This window comes from Myxococcus sp. NMCA1 (assembly GCF_026810205.1).
GTDB classification, from domain to species: domain Bacteria; phylum Myxococcota; class Myxococcia; order Myxococcales; family Myxococcaceae; genus Myxococcus; species Myxococcus xanthus_A.
Genome location: NZ_CP113950.1, coordinates 314,138 through 331,109 on the forward strand (window position 1 = coordinate 314,138; position 16,972 = coordinate 331,109).

General features: G+C 70.1%; 18 protein-coding genes. 10 read left to right on the top strand and 8 right to left on the bottom strand.

Annotated elements, in window-relative coordinates; translation table 11 throughout:
* Window positions 1-507 precede the first annotated feature (507 nt).
* The 6 genes from OZ403_RS01350 (at window position 508) to OZ403_RS01375 (ending at window position 6,072) form a co-directional block, all read left to right on the top strand.
* Window positions 508-669: a hypothetical protein gene (locus OZ403_RS01350; RefSeq protein WP_174258597.1), complete on the top strand. Its 162-nt coding sequence runs from the start codon at window positions 508-510 to the stop codon at window positions 667-669.
* Between the two features lie 228 nt (window positions 670-897).
* Window positions 898-1,080 (top strand): hypothetical protein, encoded by a 183-nt coding sequence (locus OZ403_RS01355; RefSeq protein ID WP_140786738.1) that lies wholly within the window; start codon window positions 898-900, stop codon window positions 1,078-1,080.
* A 205-nt stretch (window positions 1,081-1,285) separates the two neighbouring features.
* Window positions 1,286-2,533 (top strand): vWA domain-containing protein, encoded by a 1,248-nt coding sequence (locus OZ403_RS01360; RefSeq protein WP_174258598.1) that lies wholly within the window; start codon window positions 1,286-1,288, stop codon window positions 2,531-2,533.
* A gap of 200 nt (window positions 2,534-2,733) precedes the next feature.
* The gene (locus tag OZ403_RS01365) at window positions 2,734-5,058 is read left to right on the top strand and encodes a protein-disulfide reductase DsbD family protein (protein ID WP_268783291.1); all 2,325 of its coding nucleotides are present in this window, start codon (window positions 2,734-2,736) and stop codon (window positions 5,056-5,058) included.
* A 46-nt stretch (window positions 5,059-5,104) separates the two neighbouring features.
* On the top strand, window positions 5,105-5,686 hold the full coding sequence (locus OZ403_RS01370) for a thioredoxin family protein (protein WP_140796974.1): 582 nt from the start codon (window positions 5,105-5,107) through the stop codon (window positions 5,684-5,686).
* 149 nt (window positions 5,687-5,835) lie between these two features.
* Window positions 5,836-6,072 carry a hypothetical protein gene (locus tag OZ403_RS01375; protein ID WP_090490897.1) on the top strand — a complete coding sequence of 79 codons (237 nt, stop codon included), beginning with the start codon at window positions 5,836-5,838 and terminating at the stop codon, window positions 6,070-6,072.
* 113 nt (window positions 6,073-6,185) lie between these two features.
* Here the strand turns inward: OZ403_RS01375 and OZ403_RS01380 are convergent, their stop codons facing one another.
* Complete coding sequence (locus OZ403_RS01380) at window positions 6,186-7,616, bottom strand: MFS transporter (RefSeq protein ID WP_268783292.1); 1,431 nt, start codon at window positions 7,614-7,616, stop codon at window positions 6,186-6,188.
* A gap of 165 nt (window positions 7,617-7,781) precedes the next feature.
* On the opposite strand from OZ403_RS01380, the gene OZ403_RS01385 reads away from it, so the two are divergent.
* Both OZ403_RS01385 and OZ403_RS01390 read left to right on the top strand, forming a co-directional pair.
* Window positions 7,782-8,075 carry a UBP-type zinc finger domain-containing protein gene (locus OZ403_RS01385; protein WP_140852848.1) on the top strand — a complete coding sequence of 98 codons (294 nt, stop codon included), beginning with the start codon at window positions 7,782-7,784 and terminating at the stop codon, window positions 8,073-8,075.
* A gap of 70 nt (window positions 8,076-8,145) precedes the next feature.
* The gene (locus OZ403_RS01390) at window positions 8,146-8,448 is read left to right on the top strand and encodes a hypothetical protein (protein ID WP_140786744.1); all 303 of its coding nucleotides are present in this window, start codon (window positions 8,146-8,148) and stop codon (window positions 8,446-8,448) included.
* Between the two features lies 1 nt (window position 8,449).
* Here the strand turns inward: OZ403_RS01390 and OZ403_RS01395 are convergent, their stop codons facing one another.
* From OZ403_RS01395 to OZ403_RS01405, 3 genes are all read right to left on the bottom strand, one after another.
* The gene (locus tag OZ403_RS01395) at window positions 8,450-9,367 is read right to left on the bottom strand and encodes a S1C family serine protease (RefSeq protein WP_140873011.1); all 918 of its coding nucleotides are present in this window, start codon (window positions 9,365-9,367) and stop codon (window positions 8,450-8,452) included.
* 12 nt (window positions 9,368-9,379) lie between these two features.
* A complete protein-coding gene (locus OZ403_RS01400; RefSeq protein ID WP_174260479.1) occupies window positions 9,380-10,273 on the bottom strand; it encodes a S1C family serine protease in 894 nt (297 codons plus the stop codon).
* A 107-nt stretch (window positions 10,274-10,380) separates the two neighbouring features.
* A complete protein-coding gene (locus tag OZ403_RS01405) occupies window positions 10,381-10,917 on the bottom strand; it encodes an HNH endonuclease (RefSeq protein WP_268783293.1) in 537 nt (178 codons plus the stop codon).
* Between the two features lie 214 nt (window positions 10,918-11,131).
* On the opposite strand from OZ403_RS01405, the gene OZ403_RS01410 reads away from it, so the two are divergent.
* The gene (locus OZ403_RS01410) at window positions 11,132-11,668 is read left to right on the top strand and encodes a pyridoxamine 5'-phosphate oxidase family protein (RefSeq protein ID WP_140852851.1); all 537 of its coding nucleotides are present in this window, start codon (window positions 11,132-11,134) and stop codon (window positions 11,666-11,668) included.
* A gap of 18 nt (window positions 11,669-11,686) precedes the next feature.
* Here the strand turns inward: OZ403_RS01410 and OZ403_RS01415 are convergent, their stop codons facing one another.
* Genes OZ403_RS01415 through OZ403_RS01425 form a run of 3 tightly spaced genes read right to left on the bottom strand, consistent with a single transcriptional unit; the run spans window position 11,687 to window position 15,005 of the window.
* Window positions 11,687-12,532, bottom strand: a complete 846-nt coding sequence (locus OZ403_RS01415; protein WP_237080129.1) for an ROK family protein — start codon at window positions 12,530-12,532, stop codon at window positions 11,687-11,689.
* Between the two features lie 8 nt (window positions 12,533-12,540).
* Window positions 12,541-13,734, bottom strand: coding sequence for a glycosyltransferase (locus OZ403_RS01420; protein ID WP_268783295.1), 1,194 nt, complete (start codon window positions 13,732-13,734; stop codon window positions 12,541-12,543).
* A complete protein-coding gene (locus OZ403_RS01425; protein ID WP_268783296.1) occupies window positions 13,719-15,005 on the bottom strand; it encodes an asparagine synthase C-terminal domain-containing protein in 1,287 nt (428 codons plus the stop codon). The genes OZ403_RS01420 and OZ403_RS01425 overlap by 16 nt, the downstream gene beginning before the upstream one ends.
* Window positions 15,006-15,079: 74 nt before the next feature.
* Between OZ403_RS01425 and OZ403_RS01430 the strand changes: the two genes are divergently transcribed.
* Window positions 15,080-15,868: a radical SAM protein gene (locus OZ403_RS01430; protein WP_140873016.1), complete on the top strand. Its 789-nt coding sequence runs from the start codon at window positions 15,080-15,082 to the stop codon at window positions 15,866-15,868.
* Between the two features lie 26 nt (window positions 15,869-15,894).
* On the opposite strand, the gene OZ403_RS01435 is transcribed toward OZ403_RS01430, so the two are convergent.
* Window positions 15,895-16,905: an aldo/keto reductase gene (locus OZ403_RS01435; protein ID WP_140786753.1), complete on the bottom strand. Its 1,011-nt coding sequence runs from the start codon at window positions 16,903-16,905 to the stop codon at window positions 15,895-15,897.
* Window positions 16,906-16,972 lie beyond the last annotated feature (67 nt).

A 16,972-nucleotide genomic window follows, 5' to 3' on the forward strand; every position in this document is an offset into this window, starting at 1 on the left:
CGGGCTGCCGCGTCGCGGCAATTCTTGAGTACACTTCAACCCTAACAGGGGTGATTCGCGAATCAAGCACCCTGCTGCCCCAGGTGTCCTTCACTGGAGAACGCGGCCCGGGTCCGCCGGGGAGTGAGCGGCCATCGCACGGATTTACCAGTGGCGGACGGCGTCCAGGCGTCCTTTGAAAATACCTGAGCGTAAACCGCTGTGGGGTTCCCTTCCTCGGACCCAGGGCTTACCTTGTGCGATTGTCACGGGCATTGTCTGACGCCTGACTGTTCGTAACTGGCTGTAAATACGAACACTCCTCGCTGGAGAGCAGGCAGGTAGGCAGACAGGCTACACGGCCCTCAGAACTTTGAGACTCCAAGGGCTTTACAACGCAAGGCGACATCCCCAACATGGTCGGTAAATCGGTCAACGAATGATGGAGCGGGCCTCGCATGGGGCGAGCCCGGGTCGACCGAAGCGGGATGCCCACCTTCACCCGGGTGGCCTCCAGAGGAGCCGGCGATGGTTCACGACGACACCACGTACATGGATGATGAAGGTTTGCCTTATGTGGATCCGCGGCAGGACGGTGACGCGGAGTCTTCTGGGGCCGACGAGGGCGCGCCCGGCCGGCGCTGGGGCTACGCCGAGGAGTCGTGGGGCGGCTGGGCTGCGGCCGAGTGATTCGCGGCCCCCGCGGCCGGTGGACGCGCGGGGGCACTAGCGGTAACCGGGGCAATGGATGCCCTTGTGGTGGCTCCCCTGGGGTGAGCCCTTCGGGCCCAGCATCAAGATGGGCGGCCTGCCTGCCCGTCATCTCTCCTTCATCCCTTCGTCAACATCCCCAGCGGCCATGGGCGGCCGTGGTTCGAGGGTAACGAGGCAGGCATCTCGTCCGTCAAGCACGCTTTCATGCCTGCACTTCGGGAGTACGAGCGGCTGACCGGCTTCCGCGAGACGAACATCAACGCCGTCCTGCACCACCGGCTGATTCTCTTCGGCCCGCCGTGCACCACCTGTGGCAAGCCGCTGCGGACCCCCCAGGCCCGGTACTGTGCGGCCTGCGGTGCGTTGCGGCAGCCGGCCCCTTCCTGAGGGGCTGTCCGTGTGGGTGTGCCGCATCCTGGCCGGCCCCCTTGCTCCAAAGCACGACTCCCGACATTCTCAGACCCCGCAGCCTGCCCGTGAGCGTCCCCCGCTCCCGTGCGTTGTGGCCCATGAGACTTCCGGCATCGGGGGCGGCCCGCTCCCGCAGATTGATTCGCGGCACAATGCCTCGTGCGACCACGGGGGAGTACGTATGAAGCAGACGGCCTGGGCAGTGGAGCGTGACGCCGAACATGGCCGCGAGGTGCTCCTCCTCGTCACCCTGGAAGCCGACGCCGACGCCCCCCGCGCGCCCGTGGCCATCAACCTGGCCTTGGATCGCAGCGCCTCCATGCGTGGCGTGCCGCTGCTCGCCGCGGTGCAGGCCGCCCAGGCGCTCGTGGAGCGCGCCAGCCCTCGCGACTACCTGGGCCTGCTCACCTTCGACGCCGAGCCCGAGCAGGTCCTCCCCATGCGCGCCATGGACCCCAACGCCCGGGCGCAGCTCCTCAAGGTGCTCGCGCGCCTGGAGTCCGGCGAGGGGACCGCGCTGCACGAGGCCGTGGAGCGCGCCTCGGAGTCCGCCCGCCGCGTGCTCGTGCCCGGCGCCCGGCCCCAGGTGCTGATGCTCACCGACGGCGAGCCCTCCGTGGGCCCGTCGCAGCTCGCCGAGTTCAAGACCCAGGGCGCCCGCATCGCCGAGTCCGGCGTCATGCTCCACGCGCTGGGGCTGGGCCGCCACTACCTGCCCGACGTCCTGGAGGCCCTCACCAGCCCCTCCGGCACCGGCTTCGTGCACGTGGATGACCCGGAAGGTTTGCCCATGGCCGTGGGCCAGCTGGGCGCCGAGCTCTTCGGTGAAGTCGTCGCCGACGCGCGCGTGCATGTGCTGCCCACGGGCTTCGCCGACGTCCGCTGCCGCCACCGCTATCCCTCGCGCGTGGAAGGCGACGCCATGAGCGCCACCCTGGGCGCCATCTCCCAGGCCTTCCCGCGCCGTGTCCTCTTCTCGGGCATGCTGGGGGATGCGGAGTGGAACCTGGGCGTGTCCACGTCCTACTCCGAGCGCGGCGACACGCGGCGCATCAGCGTGCCGGTGACGCGGGTGCTGCCCGACAGCGACTCGGGTCGCTTCGTGCGCGCCGTGTCCGCCGAACTGGACCTGGTCGCCGGAGAAGCCGCCGCGTGGAAGGCCCTCGGCCGCCGTCACCAGGACGCCGCGGAGCGGGCGCTGGAGGCCGCTGACGTGGCCCTCTACAAGCTCGCGCGGCTCGGCTCGGCGGAGGTGCCCGCGCAGCGCCACGTGGAGCGGCTGGCGGACCTGCGCCGGGTGATGGAGCGCCGGGCCAACAAGCTCCCCGCGCTGGTGATGCGCCGCGCGCACTCCGAGGTCTCCCGCATCACCATGAGCCGCGTGGGCCCCGCGGCGCCCGCGCTGCTGCCCTGGAAGACCGAGGACTGACGCCGACTGCTCGGCTGCCCCCTGTGGGTTCATGACGTTACCTCTGTGACGCTGTAACCCCTCCTGCCAGGGCCGTCCGCCTGGGAATGGGTGTGGCGCGTCATGCGAGGGGAATGCCCGCCTGCCCGGATGGTTCACTGTGCTTGGAGGCGCGCGTCTGTCGCTGGCGGGCCGGCCTCCTCTGGGTTAACGGGAGTCGCATGACGCATCGGCAGTCCAAGAGGCTCGGCTTTGTTGGCGGAATCGGACTGCTGCTGGTGGCAGCGGTCGCGTGGGCGGACCTGCCCGCGTCGGCGGTGGCATCGAGCGCGCCGGACGAAGGCGACCCTCGCATCGAGGGCGCCCTCCTGGTGGACGCCACCCAGGTGAAGCCGGGAGACACCTTCCGCGTGGGTGTGCGCTTCCGGTTGGATCCGGGCTGGCACGTCTACTGGAAGAACCCGGGCGACTCCGGCCTGGAGACGGAAGTGGCGTGGGACACGCCCGGCGTCACCGTGGGGCCGCTGCAGTGGCCCTTCCCGCAGACGTTCCGCACGCCCGACGGCTTCATCACCACCCATGGCTATGACGGTGAGGCCATCCTCATCGCCGACGCGAAGGCGGAGGAAGGGTCCTCCACGGGCATGCTGACGGTGTCCGCCGCCGTGGAAGCGCTGGTGTGCGAGGTGCACTGCATTCCCGCGGAGCTGATGCTGACGCGCTCCATTCCCCTGGGGCCCCAGACGGTGCGCGACGCCGAGACGGCGGCTGTCTTCGACACCGAGCTGGCCAAGGTGCCCCGTCCCGCCAAGGACAGCGGCCACGCGGCGACGCTGGCGCTGGATGCGCCGCAGCTCACCGCGGGCCAGGATTTCACCGGCACCCTCACCCTGACGGCCCCGGGCGGCGCGGCGGTGCCCGCGGTGGAAGGTGACTTCTTCGTCGCCGACCGCATCGCCGGCGTCGTGCGCGTGGGGTTGGCCTCGGACGGTCCGGGCCGCTTCAAGCTCAAGGGCAAGGCGGAGCCGGACGCGCAGGCGTCGGCGCCGGACCTGACGGGCGTGCTGCGCCTGGGCACGGCGGCCACGGGCTACCAGTACCTCGAGGTGACGGCGCCGCTGGCCCCCATGGTGGCGGCCGGTGGCGCGGCTGGGACGCCGGCCGCGGTGAAGCCGCCGTCGGTGAAGGACAGCATCGCGGCGGTGAAGCCGGTGGGCGCCGCCATCGCCACGCCGCCCGCGGCCGAGTCGTCCATGGGCCTGGGGCTGGCGCTGGTGTTCGCCTTCTTCGGCGGCGCGCTGCTCAACCTGATGCCGTGCGTGTTCCCCGTGTTGGCGCTCAAGGCCTACGGCTTCACGCGCATGGTGCAGCAGGAGCGGGGCCGCGTCGGCGCGCATGCGGCGGCTTATGCGGCGGGCATCATCGGCACCATGCTGCTGCTGGCCAGCGTCGTGCTGGCGGTGCGCGCGGGTGGCGCGAGCGTGGGCTGGGGCTTCCAGTTCCAGGAGCCGCTCTTCGTCGCGGGTGTGTGCGCGGTGTTGGTCGCCTTCGCGCTCAACCTCTTCGGTGTCTTCAACGTGGGCCTGGACGGCACGGCGCTGGCGGGCAAGGTGGACCAGAGCCACGGCCTGATGCACAGCGCTGGCGAGGGCGTGCTGGCGGTGGTGCTGGCCACGCCGTGCTCGGCGCCGCTGCTGGGCACCGCGGTGGGCTTCGCCTTCGCGGCGGGACCCCTGACGGTGCTGGCCGTCTTCACCGCGCTGGGCCTGGGGCTCGCGCTGCCCTTCTGCGTGCTGGTCCTGGTGCCCGGGCTGGCGAAGAAGCTGCCCAAGCCGGGCGCGTGGATGGAGCGCTTCAAGCAGGTGCTGGGCTTCGCGTTGCTGGCCACCACCGTCTGGCTGGTGTGGGTGATGGGCGGGCTGGCCGGCGTGGACGGCATGGCGCGGCTGCTGGCGTTCCTGGTCGCGGTGGGGCTCGTCACGTGGCTGTACGGCCAGGGGCAGGCGCAGGACGGCATGCGCAAGCTGGCCACCGTGGCGGTGGCCGCGGGCGTGCTGGTGGCGTCCGGGCTGCTGACGTTGCGTTTCGATGACCAGGACCCCGTGGCGGCGCCTCGCCTCGGGTCCACGGTGGCGCAGGCGCAGCCGTGGAGCGCGGACGCGGTGAACGCGGCGCTGGCGGCGGGCCAGCCGGTGTTCATCGACTTCACGGCGGACTGGTGCCTCACCTGCAAGTTCAACGAGCGCACCGTGCTGTCCACCGACGAGGTGCGTGACGCCTTCACGAAGCACCAGGTGGCCTTCTTCATCGCGGACTGGACGCGCCGGGACGCGAGCATCACCGCCAAGCTGGCCGAGCACGGCCGGGCCGGTGTGCCCATGTACCTGGTGCTGAGCCCGGGTGCCCCCGACAAGCCGGAGGTGCTGCCGGAGTTGCTCACGCCGGGCGTCGTGGCGGACGCCGTGAAGCGCGCGGCGGAGTGCGCACCCTCGAAACTGGGCAACGGCGCGAATGTCCTCTGCGCCGCGGGTTTCCCAAGTCACTGAAGTCGCGCTGTCTTCCCCGCAGTCTCCAAAACGCTGGAGGAACGCCATGAAGCAGGTCTTCACCGCACTCGCGCTGGGCACGTTGTTCGTGGGGGCGCCCGCCCTCGCCGACGCGGAAGTTGGCAAGCCCGCGCCGACCTTCACGCTGAAGGACGAGTCTGGCAAGGAGCACACGCTGGCGCAGTACAAGGGCAAGGTCGTGGTCCTGGAGTGGACCAACCCCGAGTGCCCCTTCGTTCAGCGGCACTACAAGAACGACACGATGGTCACCACGCTGAAGGGCTTCGACGCGAAGAAGGTGGTGTGGCTGGCGGTGGACTCCACCGCGCACAACACCCCGGAGAAGTCCGCGGCGTGGAAGAAGGATGAGGGCTTCCCCTACCCGGTCCTTCAGGACGCGAGCGGCACGGTGGGCAAGTCCTACGGCGCGAAGACGACGCCGCACATGTACGTCATCGATGAGCAGGGCGTCGTGCGCTACGCGGGCGCCATCGACGATGACCCGCGCGGCAAGAACGCCAAGCCGGCCAACCATGTGAAGACGGCGGTGGACGCGGTGGTGGGTGGCCAGCAGGTCCCGGCCAGCACGACCACGCCCTACGGCTGCTCGGTGAAGTACAAGAGCTAGCGCTGGCTCGGCTGTGCTGATTCCCGAAGGCCCTCGTCCCTGCTGGGGACGGGGGCCTTCTGCTTGAGCGGCAGGCGACGGCGCCATGGCAGGAGCCTTGCCCGCTGCGAGGGCGGTTCGGACCTTTCCCTCTGAAAGGGGAAACGACCATGGCCGATAACAAGGGCAGTCCGGTACGGGGCGACGAGCGGATGGACACGACGCGCCCGGAAGAACTGGAGCGCGAGGCGCGGCATCAGAAAGGCCCGGTGCGAGGCGACGTGACGGACGAGGACGTGGGCGAAGACCGCATCCTCCAGAAGGGGATCGGCGGCTACGGCGCTCAGAAGGGCACCGAGCCGGCGCGCGAGGCACCTCCGCTGAGTGACGACCACGGACGCCATTGAGCGGCGAGCGAGGGGACAGGCCGCATGCCGGCATGGCCGCGAAAGAGCCAGTCGGGGGCCGAGGCGCCATCCCGCGACGACGTCATGGGCGCTTGTTGGACCCGCGCGGTGCGCTAGGTCCCGTGCTCCTGTTGCGCGGAGGTCGTGCGCCCGGCCTCGCGCGGAATCGTGAGCAGCGAGCACAGCGCTCCCACGGCGCACAGGCCCGCGGACACCCAGAGCGCGCGCCGTGTGCCCACCAGGAAGTCCACGCCGGTGTCGCCGGCCAGCCCGCCCAGCAGCGGCAGCAGCGCCACTGCGAGCAGGCCGGCGATGCGGGCCACGGCGTTGTTCACGCCGGAGGCGATGCCCGCGTAGCGGTCCTCGACGGCGCCGAGCACCACCGCCGTGAGGGGACCCACGGTGAGCGCCAGTCCCAGTCCCAGCACCAGGATGCCAGGCAGCACGGTGGTGACGTAGTCACCTCCGCGCTGGATGCGCGTCAGGAGCGCCAGCCCCACGCCCGCGAGCAGCGGCCCCGCCGTCATCAACGGACGTGCGCCGATGTGCCCCGCGAGCCGCCCCACCGAAGGTGAGAACAGAAGCAGCATCAGCGTGATGGGGAGCAGCGCGGCCCCCGCGCCGAGCGCCGAATAGCCGAGCTGCTGCTGGAGGGCGAGCACCACCAGGAAGGTGGCACCTCCAAGCGCGAAGTACACGACGAGCGTGGTGAGGTTCGCGCCGGAGAAGGTGCGTGAGTGGAAGAGGGTGAGCGGAAGCATCGGCTCCCGCTGCCGCGCCTCCAGGACGAAGAACGCGGCCAGCAGGACGGCGCCTCCGGCCGCGGCGACGATGGCCGCCAGGGGCCAGCCGTGGGCGGGGCCCTCGATGAGCGCGTAGATGAGGCCACCCAGCCCGAGCGCCGCCGTCACCGAGCCCGCGACGTCCAACCCGCGTGCCCCTGTCTTCGGCGCGATGTCCGGCACGTGCCGAAGCGCCGCCCACGCGGTGAGCGCGGCCAGGGGCACGTTGAGGAAGAAGACGAAGCGCCATGAGCCCGCGTCCACGAGCCACCCACCCAACAGCGGCCCCACGGCCGTGGTGACGCCGGACAGTCCGGCCCAGGCGGACACGGCGCGCTGCCGGTCCTGAGGCGGGAACGACGTGCGCAGCAAGGCGAGGCTCGCGGGCACCAGCAGCGCGGCTCCCACGCCCTGCGCCGCGCGGAAGGCTGCCAGCGTCCAGGTGTTGGGCGCCAGCCCGCACAGCACCGACGTGACGGTGAAGGCGAGCATGCCCAGCAGGAAGACGCGGCGCTGGCCCTTCGCGTCGCCGAGCGCGCCCCCCGTGAGCACCAGGGAACCGAGCGTGAGCAGGTACGCGTCCACGGCCCATTGGAGGCCGGACAGGCCCGTGTGCAGCTCACGGCCCATGGCGGGCAGGGCGACGTTGACAGCGGTGGAGTCCAGAAACGCCATGCCGCTGCCCAGCACGCTGGCGAGCAGCACGCCCCGGCCGCGAGGACTGTCGTAGGCGACGGTGGTGTCGGGGGCGGTGGTGGCCATGTGGCTCTACCGTGCGCCCGGGGTTCCGCGCATGCCATCCGCCGTAGCGGGAAGGGGACGTGCCTCCGGTGGCTCGCCGTCCCGGCTGGTGGCCCCTGAAGGTCCCCGCATCCAGTGCCTACGCTGTGGAGGGCACTGGTCGCCCCATTTCCAGGGAGGTATCACATGGAGCCGATTTGCGAGCACATCCAACAGGCCGGGGACCCGCCTCCGCGCTCGCGGGGCTGTGAGGAATGCCTGGCCATGGGCGCGAGCTGGGTGCACCTGCGTCGCTGCCTGAACTGCGGCCATGTGGGATGTTGTGATTCCTCGCCCAACCGGCATGCGACGAAGCACTTCCAGCAGTCGGCGCATCCCGTCGTCCAGTCCTTCGAGCCGGGCGAGGAGTGGGAGTGGTGCTACGAGGACGAACTCTTCACCGAACACCGTCCAGCGCCATCGCAAGACGCGCGACTATGACGTGGGCAGTCATCCGCTATCATTCCCGGGCCCGATTCAGCTCGTGGGAAGAAAGGCGCGGCACCGCACCATGGACGCGTGGACTCTCGAAGGCTCGCGCATCACCGACCCGGACACGTTGAGTCGCCTGCACGAGATGCTGGCGAACGAAAGCCCGCTCATCATCGAGCACCGCTTCTACCGGGAGACGCGCGCCCCGCACCGCTTCATCTGTGACGATGCCGACGTGCTGGACGAGTATCTCCAGGAGTCACGTCCTGGAGACTCGTTCTGGGTGTGGTCCTACAAGAGCCTCTGTCGGGGCGACAACCTGCTGCTCCAGGGGAAGATGCCGGACGCGCAGGGCCGGACGCCGGGCGGTCGCGTGGCCTGAGTCAGGCGGCCACGGGCTCGATGCGAGGTCGCGTCCGTGCCCGGGCCGTCTTGCGGCCACCGCCCTTGCGCAGCAGGTCCAGCGTCACCTCGTCCTCCGTGGCCAGCGCCATGAGCCGCTGGAGGTCGTCCACGCTGTTCACCGCCCGCTGATTGATGGCCAGCAGCAAGTCATCCACCTGGAGTCCGGCCTCGTGGGCCGGTGTCCCGTCCTGCACGCGGAGCACCTTCACCGCGCGGGACTGGCCGTTCTCCCGGGTGAGTCGTGCGTCCAGGCTCACCGCCGTCGCGGCGATGCCCAGGAAGCGCCGGTCCACCTTGCCGCGCTGGATGAGCAGGCTGGCAATCCACGCGGCCGTGGTGGCGCTCACCGCGAAGCCGATGCCTTGCGCATAGGGCAACACCAGCGTGTTGAGGCCCACCACCTGTCCTCGCATGTTGAGCAGCGGCCCACCAGAGTTGCCCGGATTGATGGCGGCATCCGTCTGGAGCATGCCCTCCAGCATGACGCCGTCAGGCAGGCTGATGCTGCGGTTGATGGCGCTCACCACGCCCAGTGACACGGACTGCTCCAGGTGGAACGGGTTGCCAATGGCCATGACGAGCTGGCCCACGCGCACCGATTCGGGCTCGGCGAGCGGCAGGGTGGGGAAGTCGCCGCCCTCCGCTCGGACCACGGCCAGGTCGGTGGGGGCGTCGCTACCCACCAGGGTTCCGCGCAGTTCCTCGCCGTTGGAGAGCTGGACGGTGAGCTTGCGTGAGCCGCGCACCACCACGTGGCGGTTGGTGAGGACGTAGCCGTCCGGTGTGAGGAAGAGGCCGGTGCCGTGGCCGCGTGCGTGCTCCACGCCCACGACGGCGGGCGAGGCCCGCGCCACCAGCGACTCCAGGTCATCCGAGAAGTGTTGCAGCAGTTTCATGGCGGCCTCCTTTCACGCGCGCTTGCCCACGGTGATGGGCACCTCGCGAACCTCGCCAGCGCGCAGCACGCGGACCTGGAGGGTGGTGCCCACCTTCTCGTCGCTCAGGGCGCCGAGCAGGTCCTCCACGCCGTGGAGGGGTTGACCTCCCAGGCTCACCAGGACGTCTCCGAGCAACAGGCCCGCGTCATGCGCCGGGCCGTTCGGGTCCACGGAGAGGCAGATGAGGCCGTGCTCGTTCCCCGTGCCCAGGTGTTGGGGCAGACGCACGGGGTAGGCGCCCACGCCCAGGTAGCCACGCCGGATGCCCCCGTGTTCCTTCAGCGATGCAATCACGCGCGTGAGCGTGTCCGTGGCGATGACGACGGCGGCGGTGCGAGAGAAGGCGGCGGTGAGCAGACCGACAAGGCGTCCCTCGGTGTCCACCAGCGCGCCGCCGGAGAAGCCGGGCGGGAGGTCGGCGTCCGTCTCCAGGTAGCGCTCCACGCGGCCTCCGGCATGGGTGCGCCAGCCCTCGCCGTGGGTGCTGACCATGCCGAGCGTCGCGCGAGCCGTGCGGCCAGGGCGGCCCACGGCGATGACGAGGTGACCGACCTTCACGTCATCCAACGGCGCGGAGGTCAGCGGCGCGAGGCCGGTGGCTTCGGCCTTGAGCAGGGCCAGGTCGGTGCTGGCGTCGCGGCCGACGAACTCGGCAAAGACGGTGCGGCCATCCGGCAAGCCGATGGGGAGCCGGTCCTCGTGCTCCACGGCCTGGCTGGTGGTGAGGATGTGGCCCTCGGCATCCCAGACGATGCCGGTGGCGCCGCGCCTGCGCCGCGTCTCCACGCGGACGATGCTGGGCGCGGTGCGCTCGACGACGGAGGCGAGGGACTGGGACAGCGACTGGAGGAGGCCGGTGGACATGGTGTGTTCCTTTCGAGGCACAAGGTAACGGCCTCGAAAAGGCGCCACATCGGCGGACCGGCCAGGTCGGGAACCTACCCATTCGGGGAGGTCACCTCGTCTTTGGTTCAGCCTGCCTCTCGGAAACGCTCGTAGCGCGCTTCCAGGTACTCACGGCGCGGCCGGTGGGCAGGTGCCTCCGGCAGGATGCCCAGCGCCTTTCCAGCGAAGCCCTTGAGCCCGTACTCCAGCGTGGGGCCGTCGCGCTCGGCGAGCAGCCGGGGCGCGATTTCGATGATGCCGTCAGGACGGATGCCCAGCAGGTCCGTGTCGAAGGCCCCGTGGTGGAGTTTGCAGAGCGAGAGGCCATTGGAGACCTCCGGCCTGCCGCGCTCGTCCCGGTCCGGGAGGATGTGCGCCGCGCCCCGCGCGAGGCGCCGGTTGTCGCGAGACGCAACGTCCGTTCCCTGGAACCGGTACTGGAATCCCTCGTTCGAGCGGAGGTCGTCGTAGCGCGCCTCACGGCCCTGGCGAGGAACGGTCGTCTTGATGGACAGCGCCGTCTCGCGCATGTGGCGAGGCCAGAAGATGCCGCGTGCGCGGTTGGCGAAGTTCAGCGTCTCGCCCTGGTACCGGATGGGCCAGTCGATGTCCTGGTTCGTCAACCCCGCCAGGCTACCAGGTCCAGGCCGGAGGCGAGGCCATTGAGACCGCCCCTGATTCGCTCGTCTTCTGCCTGGATGCGGGTGGCTGTCTGCTCTGCGGCAGCCAACCCATCAAGGGAGCGGTCCACGCGACTCCAGCCCTGTTGCTTCCCCACGGCCCGCGCGTCCCTACGTTCTCCAGGAACTTCACGATGGCGAACGAAAGGTCAGCCCCATGGAACAGTCAGGCGAGCGCATGATGAAACAGCCGCAGGGTGTCATCCAGGGAGACCGCAGGGAGTTCGAGGAACTGTTGAAGGACTACGACACCGCGCTCCTCACCACCCGGGGTGCGGACGGACACTTCCACACGCGGCCCATGGCGGTGGCGAAGAAGCACAAGTCCGGCACGGTGCTCTGGTTCGCCACCTGGACGGACACGCAGAAGGTGCAGGACCTGGAGTCGGACCCTCACTGCTCGCTCGCCTTCCACGCGTCGGAGGACAGCGCCACGTATCTTTCCGTGTCGGGCGTGGTGGAAATCGTCCGCGACCGGAGGGCCATTCATGACTTGTGGGAGCCCGGCTGGAAGCCCTGGTTTCCACAGGGCCCGGATGAGGGTGACATCGCCCTGCTGCGCTTCACGCCCGAGCACGCCGAATACGTCCACCCGGCAGGCGGAAAGCTCAAGGTGCTCTTCAGCACCGCGAAGGCGTTGGTGACGAAGCAGCGCCCCGACATCGCGCCCAAGAAGGAGTTGGACCTGCACTGAGCCTGGGCGAGCGCCCGGTTACCGCCGTTCCAACAACGCGCCACCCGGCCCGAATCCCAGTGTGAGACACAACACGCGCGAGTGGTTCGCCAGCCGCGAATCACCCCGCGCGGCCTCCGTGGCCAGCTCCGCGTCATTGATCACCAGCGCCGTCCCGCGGCCCTCGTTCCCCATGGCCGCCTGGAGGATGTCCGCCATCAGCGACTCGTGGCCTTCCCAGCCGTAGGTGCAGCCCCCGGGGACCAGCGACGCGTCCAGCGGACACGGCAGTGCGAGGCACAAGGCATCGGGCAGCCGTGCCGAGAACACGCGCAGGGCACTGGCGATGAACGCCACCGCCGCCTTCACATGCCGCCTGTCCGGAGGCCGCGCCATGCCGATGAAGTACCGAGGCAACAGCGCGGTATCGCGCTCGAAGATGCGCGGGTCCGCAGTGTGACTTACGCACTTGATGCCCGTCTGCCCCACGTCGAGCGCCACCGGATGCGCGGGCGCGAACGGCGCCAGCAGACGCAGTCCCGCCTGGGCCGGAGCGAAGAGTGGACGCTCCGCCACGTACACAGGGCAGGGAAGCGCGGTGGAAACACTCGAGAGCATGGCATCGAAGCCCTCCAGGCACACCAATCCGCCGCTGAGCCACACGGCATCCACCGCGTGCCGCTTCACCAGCGTGGACAGCGCCACCGCGAGCGCCGGGCCCAGCCGGCCCGCGAGCGCCGGCTCGGGAACCCCCGCGCGACGGTCCGCGTCCACGCGAGGCGCCCCGAGCAACTCCCACAGTTCGCGCCCCATCACGGGCAGGTTCCACACCTCCAGCGGCGACACACCCGGCAGCACCAGCCGCCACACGTCCCAATCACGCATGCAATCACTCACGCCATGAGTCGGAGGATGCGTTCAGCGGCGTCCTTCGCGCCGTCACGCGCCTGGTAGGACGCGGCGATGCCGGCCACTCGCTGTCGCAGCACCGTGCCCGGCTCCAGCAGTTGTCGCAGCGCTTCGCGGCAGTCCTCCACGGAGAGCGAGCGCGGCGCCCGCACGAGTCCCGCGCCCGACTTCGCCAGGAAGTGCGCCTGGATGGGCTGGTCGTTGCAGACGGGCAGGAGCAGCATCGGAACGCCTTCGGTCAGCGCCTCCATGACGGAGTTGGCGCCGCCGTGAGACACGAGCACGGAGACTCGTGATAACAGTTGTCGCTGAGGTGTGTATGAGACGGCGACCACGTCCCCGGGAAGGCTGTGAACAAAAGCTGTATCAGCCAGCTCACCCGCGCTGAGCACCACGGTGACGCCCAGGGGCGCGGCGGCCTCGGTCATCGTCTGAAACAAATCCGGTTGCCACGAAATCTGGCTGCCGAAAGACACGTACACCACGGGCTTGGAGCCCAGCCGCTCCCACGGGAAGGCCACTTCGTCACCACGCGCCTCCGGAGGCTGTGACGGCCCGACCAGGTGTGTGGCGGGAGGCAGTCCTGCGTCGGAGCCCAGGAAGGCCTCGGTGGCGAAGATGACGTTGAGGTCCGGCGACAGGCACTCACAGTTGCGGAAGCGGGCATCGAAGCCGTGGCGGGCGAACAGGGCCTGTCGCTCATCGGCCAGCGCGCGCACGTTGCGGCGCAGGCCGTAATCGATGGGCGGCTCCAGCAATGACAGCGCGGAGGACACGCCCGCCCAGGGGATTCGCAACGCATGGGCGGCCAGCACGGCGGCGTACTGCATGCCGTCCAGGGCCATGACATCCGGACGGAAGCGCTCGACGGCCTCGCGCACCGGCGCCAGCAACGAGGGCACGGCGTCAATCAACAGGCCGCGAATCCACTGTCCCAGCGCCGCTTCATCGAGCACCAACCGCGCGAGCGCCTCCCCTCCCGTCTCGATGGCGGGCACGGGCGCCTCGGCGTGGGGCAGCGCCAGCACCTCCACGCCCAGCCGTTCGAGCTGCGGCGCGGGCTCGGGGATGCACAGCCAGCCCACGTGGTGGCCCATGCGGCGCAGCCACTGCGCGACACCGGCCATGGGGTTGATGTGGCCCTTCTCGGGGGAGGTGGCAATCAGGATTCGGGACATGGGGGGCGGGCGCTGGCGTGGGCGTGGAGCATGACGAGGGAGCACAACCGCATCAACAGCCGGTCCATGACACCCGCCTCGGGAGCGTCGGCGGCCAGACGTGCGTAGCGCTCCAGCAGCGCCCGGGTCGCGCCCGCGTCGACGCACTCCAACGGCGCCAGCCGGGCCGGCGTGAGCCATTCCCGGTAGAGCTCCAGCCAGCGCGCGCGGACGGGGCTGGAGAGCGCGGTGTGCGCATAGCGCGGCGTCTTCCGGGCCAACCGGACCTCGTCCGGCACCAGCGTGCGCACCGCATGCCGGAAGAGCCACTTGCCGGCCCCATGCCGCGCCAGCACATCCAAGGGAAGTGCCAGCGCCACGTCCGCGAAGTCCGCGTCCAGGTAGGGCGTGCACACGTTCACGCCATGTGCGTTCGCGCTCCGGAGCTCGGGAGGCAGCACCAGCTCCCACAGCACCCAGGCCGCGTAGCGGACCTCTTCGGCGTGATCCTCGTCACCGGAAGCCAGCTCCGCGTCCCAGGGAAGGCGGAGTGCCCGCTGATCCACCCCCAAGTTGTCCACAGGCCCTGGGCGCAGCACCTCGTGCGCGAGGTGCCGGTCCTCCGTCACACGGGCCGCCGCACCCGCGAGCGCCGCCGGGTTGCCCATGAGCACCTCATCCGCGCCAGCGCCGCTCAGCAACGTGGAGGCGCCCTGCCTTCGGGCCTCCGCGTAGAAGGCATGGCTGGCCACGGCGCGGGCGTTGAGGATGGCCGTCTCCTGGCTCAGGACGGCGGGCTCGAACAGCTCTGGCAACACTGCGTCCGGAACGGACACGTCGACCAACTCGACTCCGGCCGTGTTCGCCACCGTTCGGGCATTCCGCCGCTCCGTGGCATCCGCGAAGTGGACATCCATGGTCCAGGCGCGCACGCGCCCGGGCGCCTGCCGCGCGGCCAGGGCGCACAATGCGGCGCTGTCCACGCCGCCGCTCAAGCTCACGTCCACCGCGCCCGCCGCCAGGTGTTTGCCCACGCTGTCCGCCAGCGCGGCCACGAGCCGTTCCGCCAGCCTGTCTGCATCCTCGCGAGTCTCCGGAGTCCCCGCGCTCCGACGCACTCGAGGCAAGACGCCCGGAATCCGGCGCACGCCCTGGAACACGCTTCCGTCGGGAGGCAGCGCATGGCGCAGGAATGCAGCGACGGCCTCCGGTGCCAGACCCGAGGGATTCAGCCGCCAGACAGACGGTGCCAGGCGCGCCAATGATTGGTAGCGGGGCAGGGTGGCGAGCATTCCGCCGGAAGCGTGAGGCACGCGGGTACTGTGACAAGCCCCAGGGGCCCCGGGCAACCTCGTATAGTCCCGCCGTGCGCTACGAGCTCCAAGACGGACGCATCCTCACCTGGTCCCTGGAGACGCATGTCGCCACGCACTGCAACCTGCGCTGCGTGCAGTGCTGCCCGCTGTCGCCGCACCTGCCTGCCTGGTCCGTGGACCCCACCGCCCTGGGCAAGGACTTGCGCCAGCTGGCCCGAGCCCTCCGGCCCAACGTCTTCAAGCTCACCGGCGGCGAGCCCTTCCTCCACCCCGACCTGCCAGCGGTGCTGGACGCCGTGCGCGCCTCGGGCATCTCCCCGCAGGTGTCCGTCACCACCAACGGCTTCCTCGCCCAGAGCGCCCCCGACGCCGCCTACGAGCGCCTGGACCGGATGACACTGTCTGTCTACACCTCCGCGCCGTTGCCGGAGCGCTCCATCGCCCGCATCACCGAGCGCTGCGAGCAGCACGGCGTCTTCCTCACGGTGAAGCGAATCGACGCCTTCCAGCAACTCACGCCGGATGCGCCGCACGACTCCGAGGACGCCGTGCGAGGCATCCATGCGCGCTGCTGGCTGAAGGTCCGCTGTCACCTGGTCCACGCGGGCCGCTTCTACGCCTGCACGCGTCCGCCGCACGTGGCGACGGTGCTCGGCGGCACGTACCCGGAGATGCCCGCGCTGGGCGAGGTCGACGGCGTGCCGCTCGACACGCCGGACCTGCTGGGCCAGATGCTCGGCTACCTCGAACGGGAGACGCCATTGGCCACCTGCCGTTACTGCCTGGGCGGCGACGGCGCATGGCAGCCGCACGCCCAGCTCCCTCGTCTTCGAAGCTGAAGGGGCACCCCCAGCCTCGCTTCATCTCATTGGCCGCGTGGCTGGGACGCCTTGGGCAGCGCGGACTGCATGGACGGCGGATAGCGCCCGCCCGCGGCGACGCCCGGAGGCGCGACGGCGTTGATGGCGGCCACGTCCTGCTCAGTGAGCGTCACCTCCAGCGCGCCGAGGTTCTCGTCCAGGTATTTGCGGCGCTTGGTGCCGGGGATGGGCACCAGGTCCTTCCCCTGTGCCAGCACCCACGCGAGCGCGAGCTGCGCCGGAGAGCATCCCTTCTCCTTCGCCAGCCGCTCGATGTGGCCGACGAGCTCCAGGTTGCGCGTGAAGTTCTCCCCCTGGAAGCGGGGCGAGAAGCGGCGGTAGTCGTCCTGCGCCAGGTCCTCGAAGCGCTTGATTTGCCCGGTGAGGAAGCCGCGTCCCAGCGGGCTGTAGGGAACGAAGCCCACGCCCAGCTCGCGGCACGCCTGGAGCACGCCGTCCTCCGGCTCACGGCTCCACAGGGAGTACTCGCTCTGGAGCGCGGTGATGGGATGCACCTTCGAGGCCCGGCGCAGCGTGTCCGCGTCCACCTCCGACAGGCCGAGGAATCGCACCTTGCCCTCGCGGACCAGCTCCGCCATGGCGCCCACCGTGTCCTCGATGGGCGTCTGTGCATCCAGCCGGTGCAGGTAGTACAGGTCGATGACATCCACGCCCAGCCGGCGCAGGCTGGCCTCGCACGCCTGCTTCACGTACTCCGGCCGCCCGTTGATGCCGCGCTTCTGCGGGTCCGTGGGGTCGCGGACGATGCCGAACTTCGTCGCCAGCACGATGTTCGCCCGGTGCGGCTTGAGCACCCGGCCCACCAACGTCTCATTGGCGCCCGAGCCATACATGTCGGCGGTGTCGAAGAAGGTGATGCCCCGCTCCAGCGCGTGCAGCAGCGTGGCCTCCGACTCCGCGTCATCCCTGCCCGCGTAGAAGTCGGACATCCCCATGCAGCCCAGGCCCAGCGCCGAAACGGTGGGGCCCTGCCTTCCCAGCTTCCGAGTCTCCATGTCCCTCGCTCCTTCCTCGTGGTGACGCCCCTCTAACTGGAGACTCCCGGCCTCGCATGACCTTCGC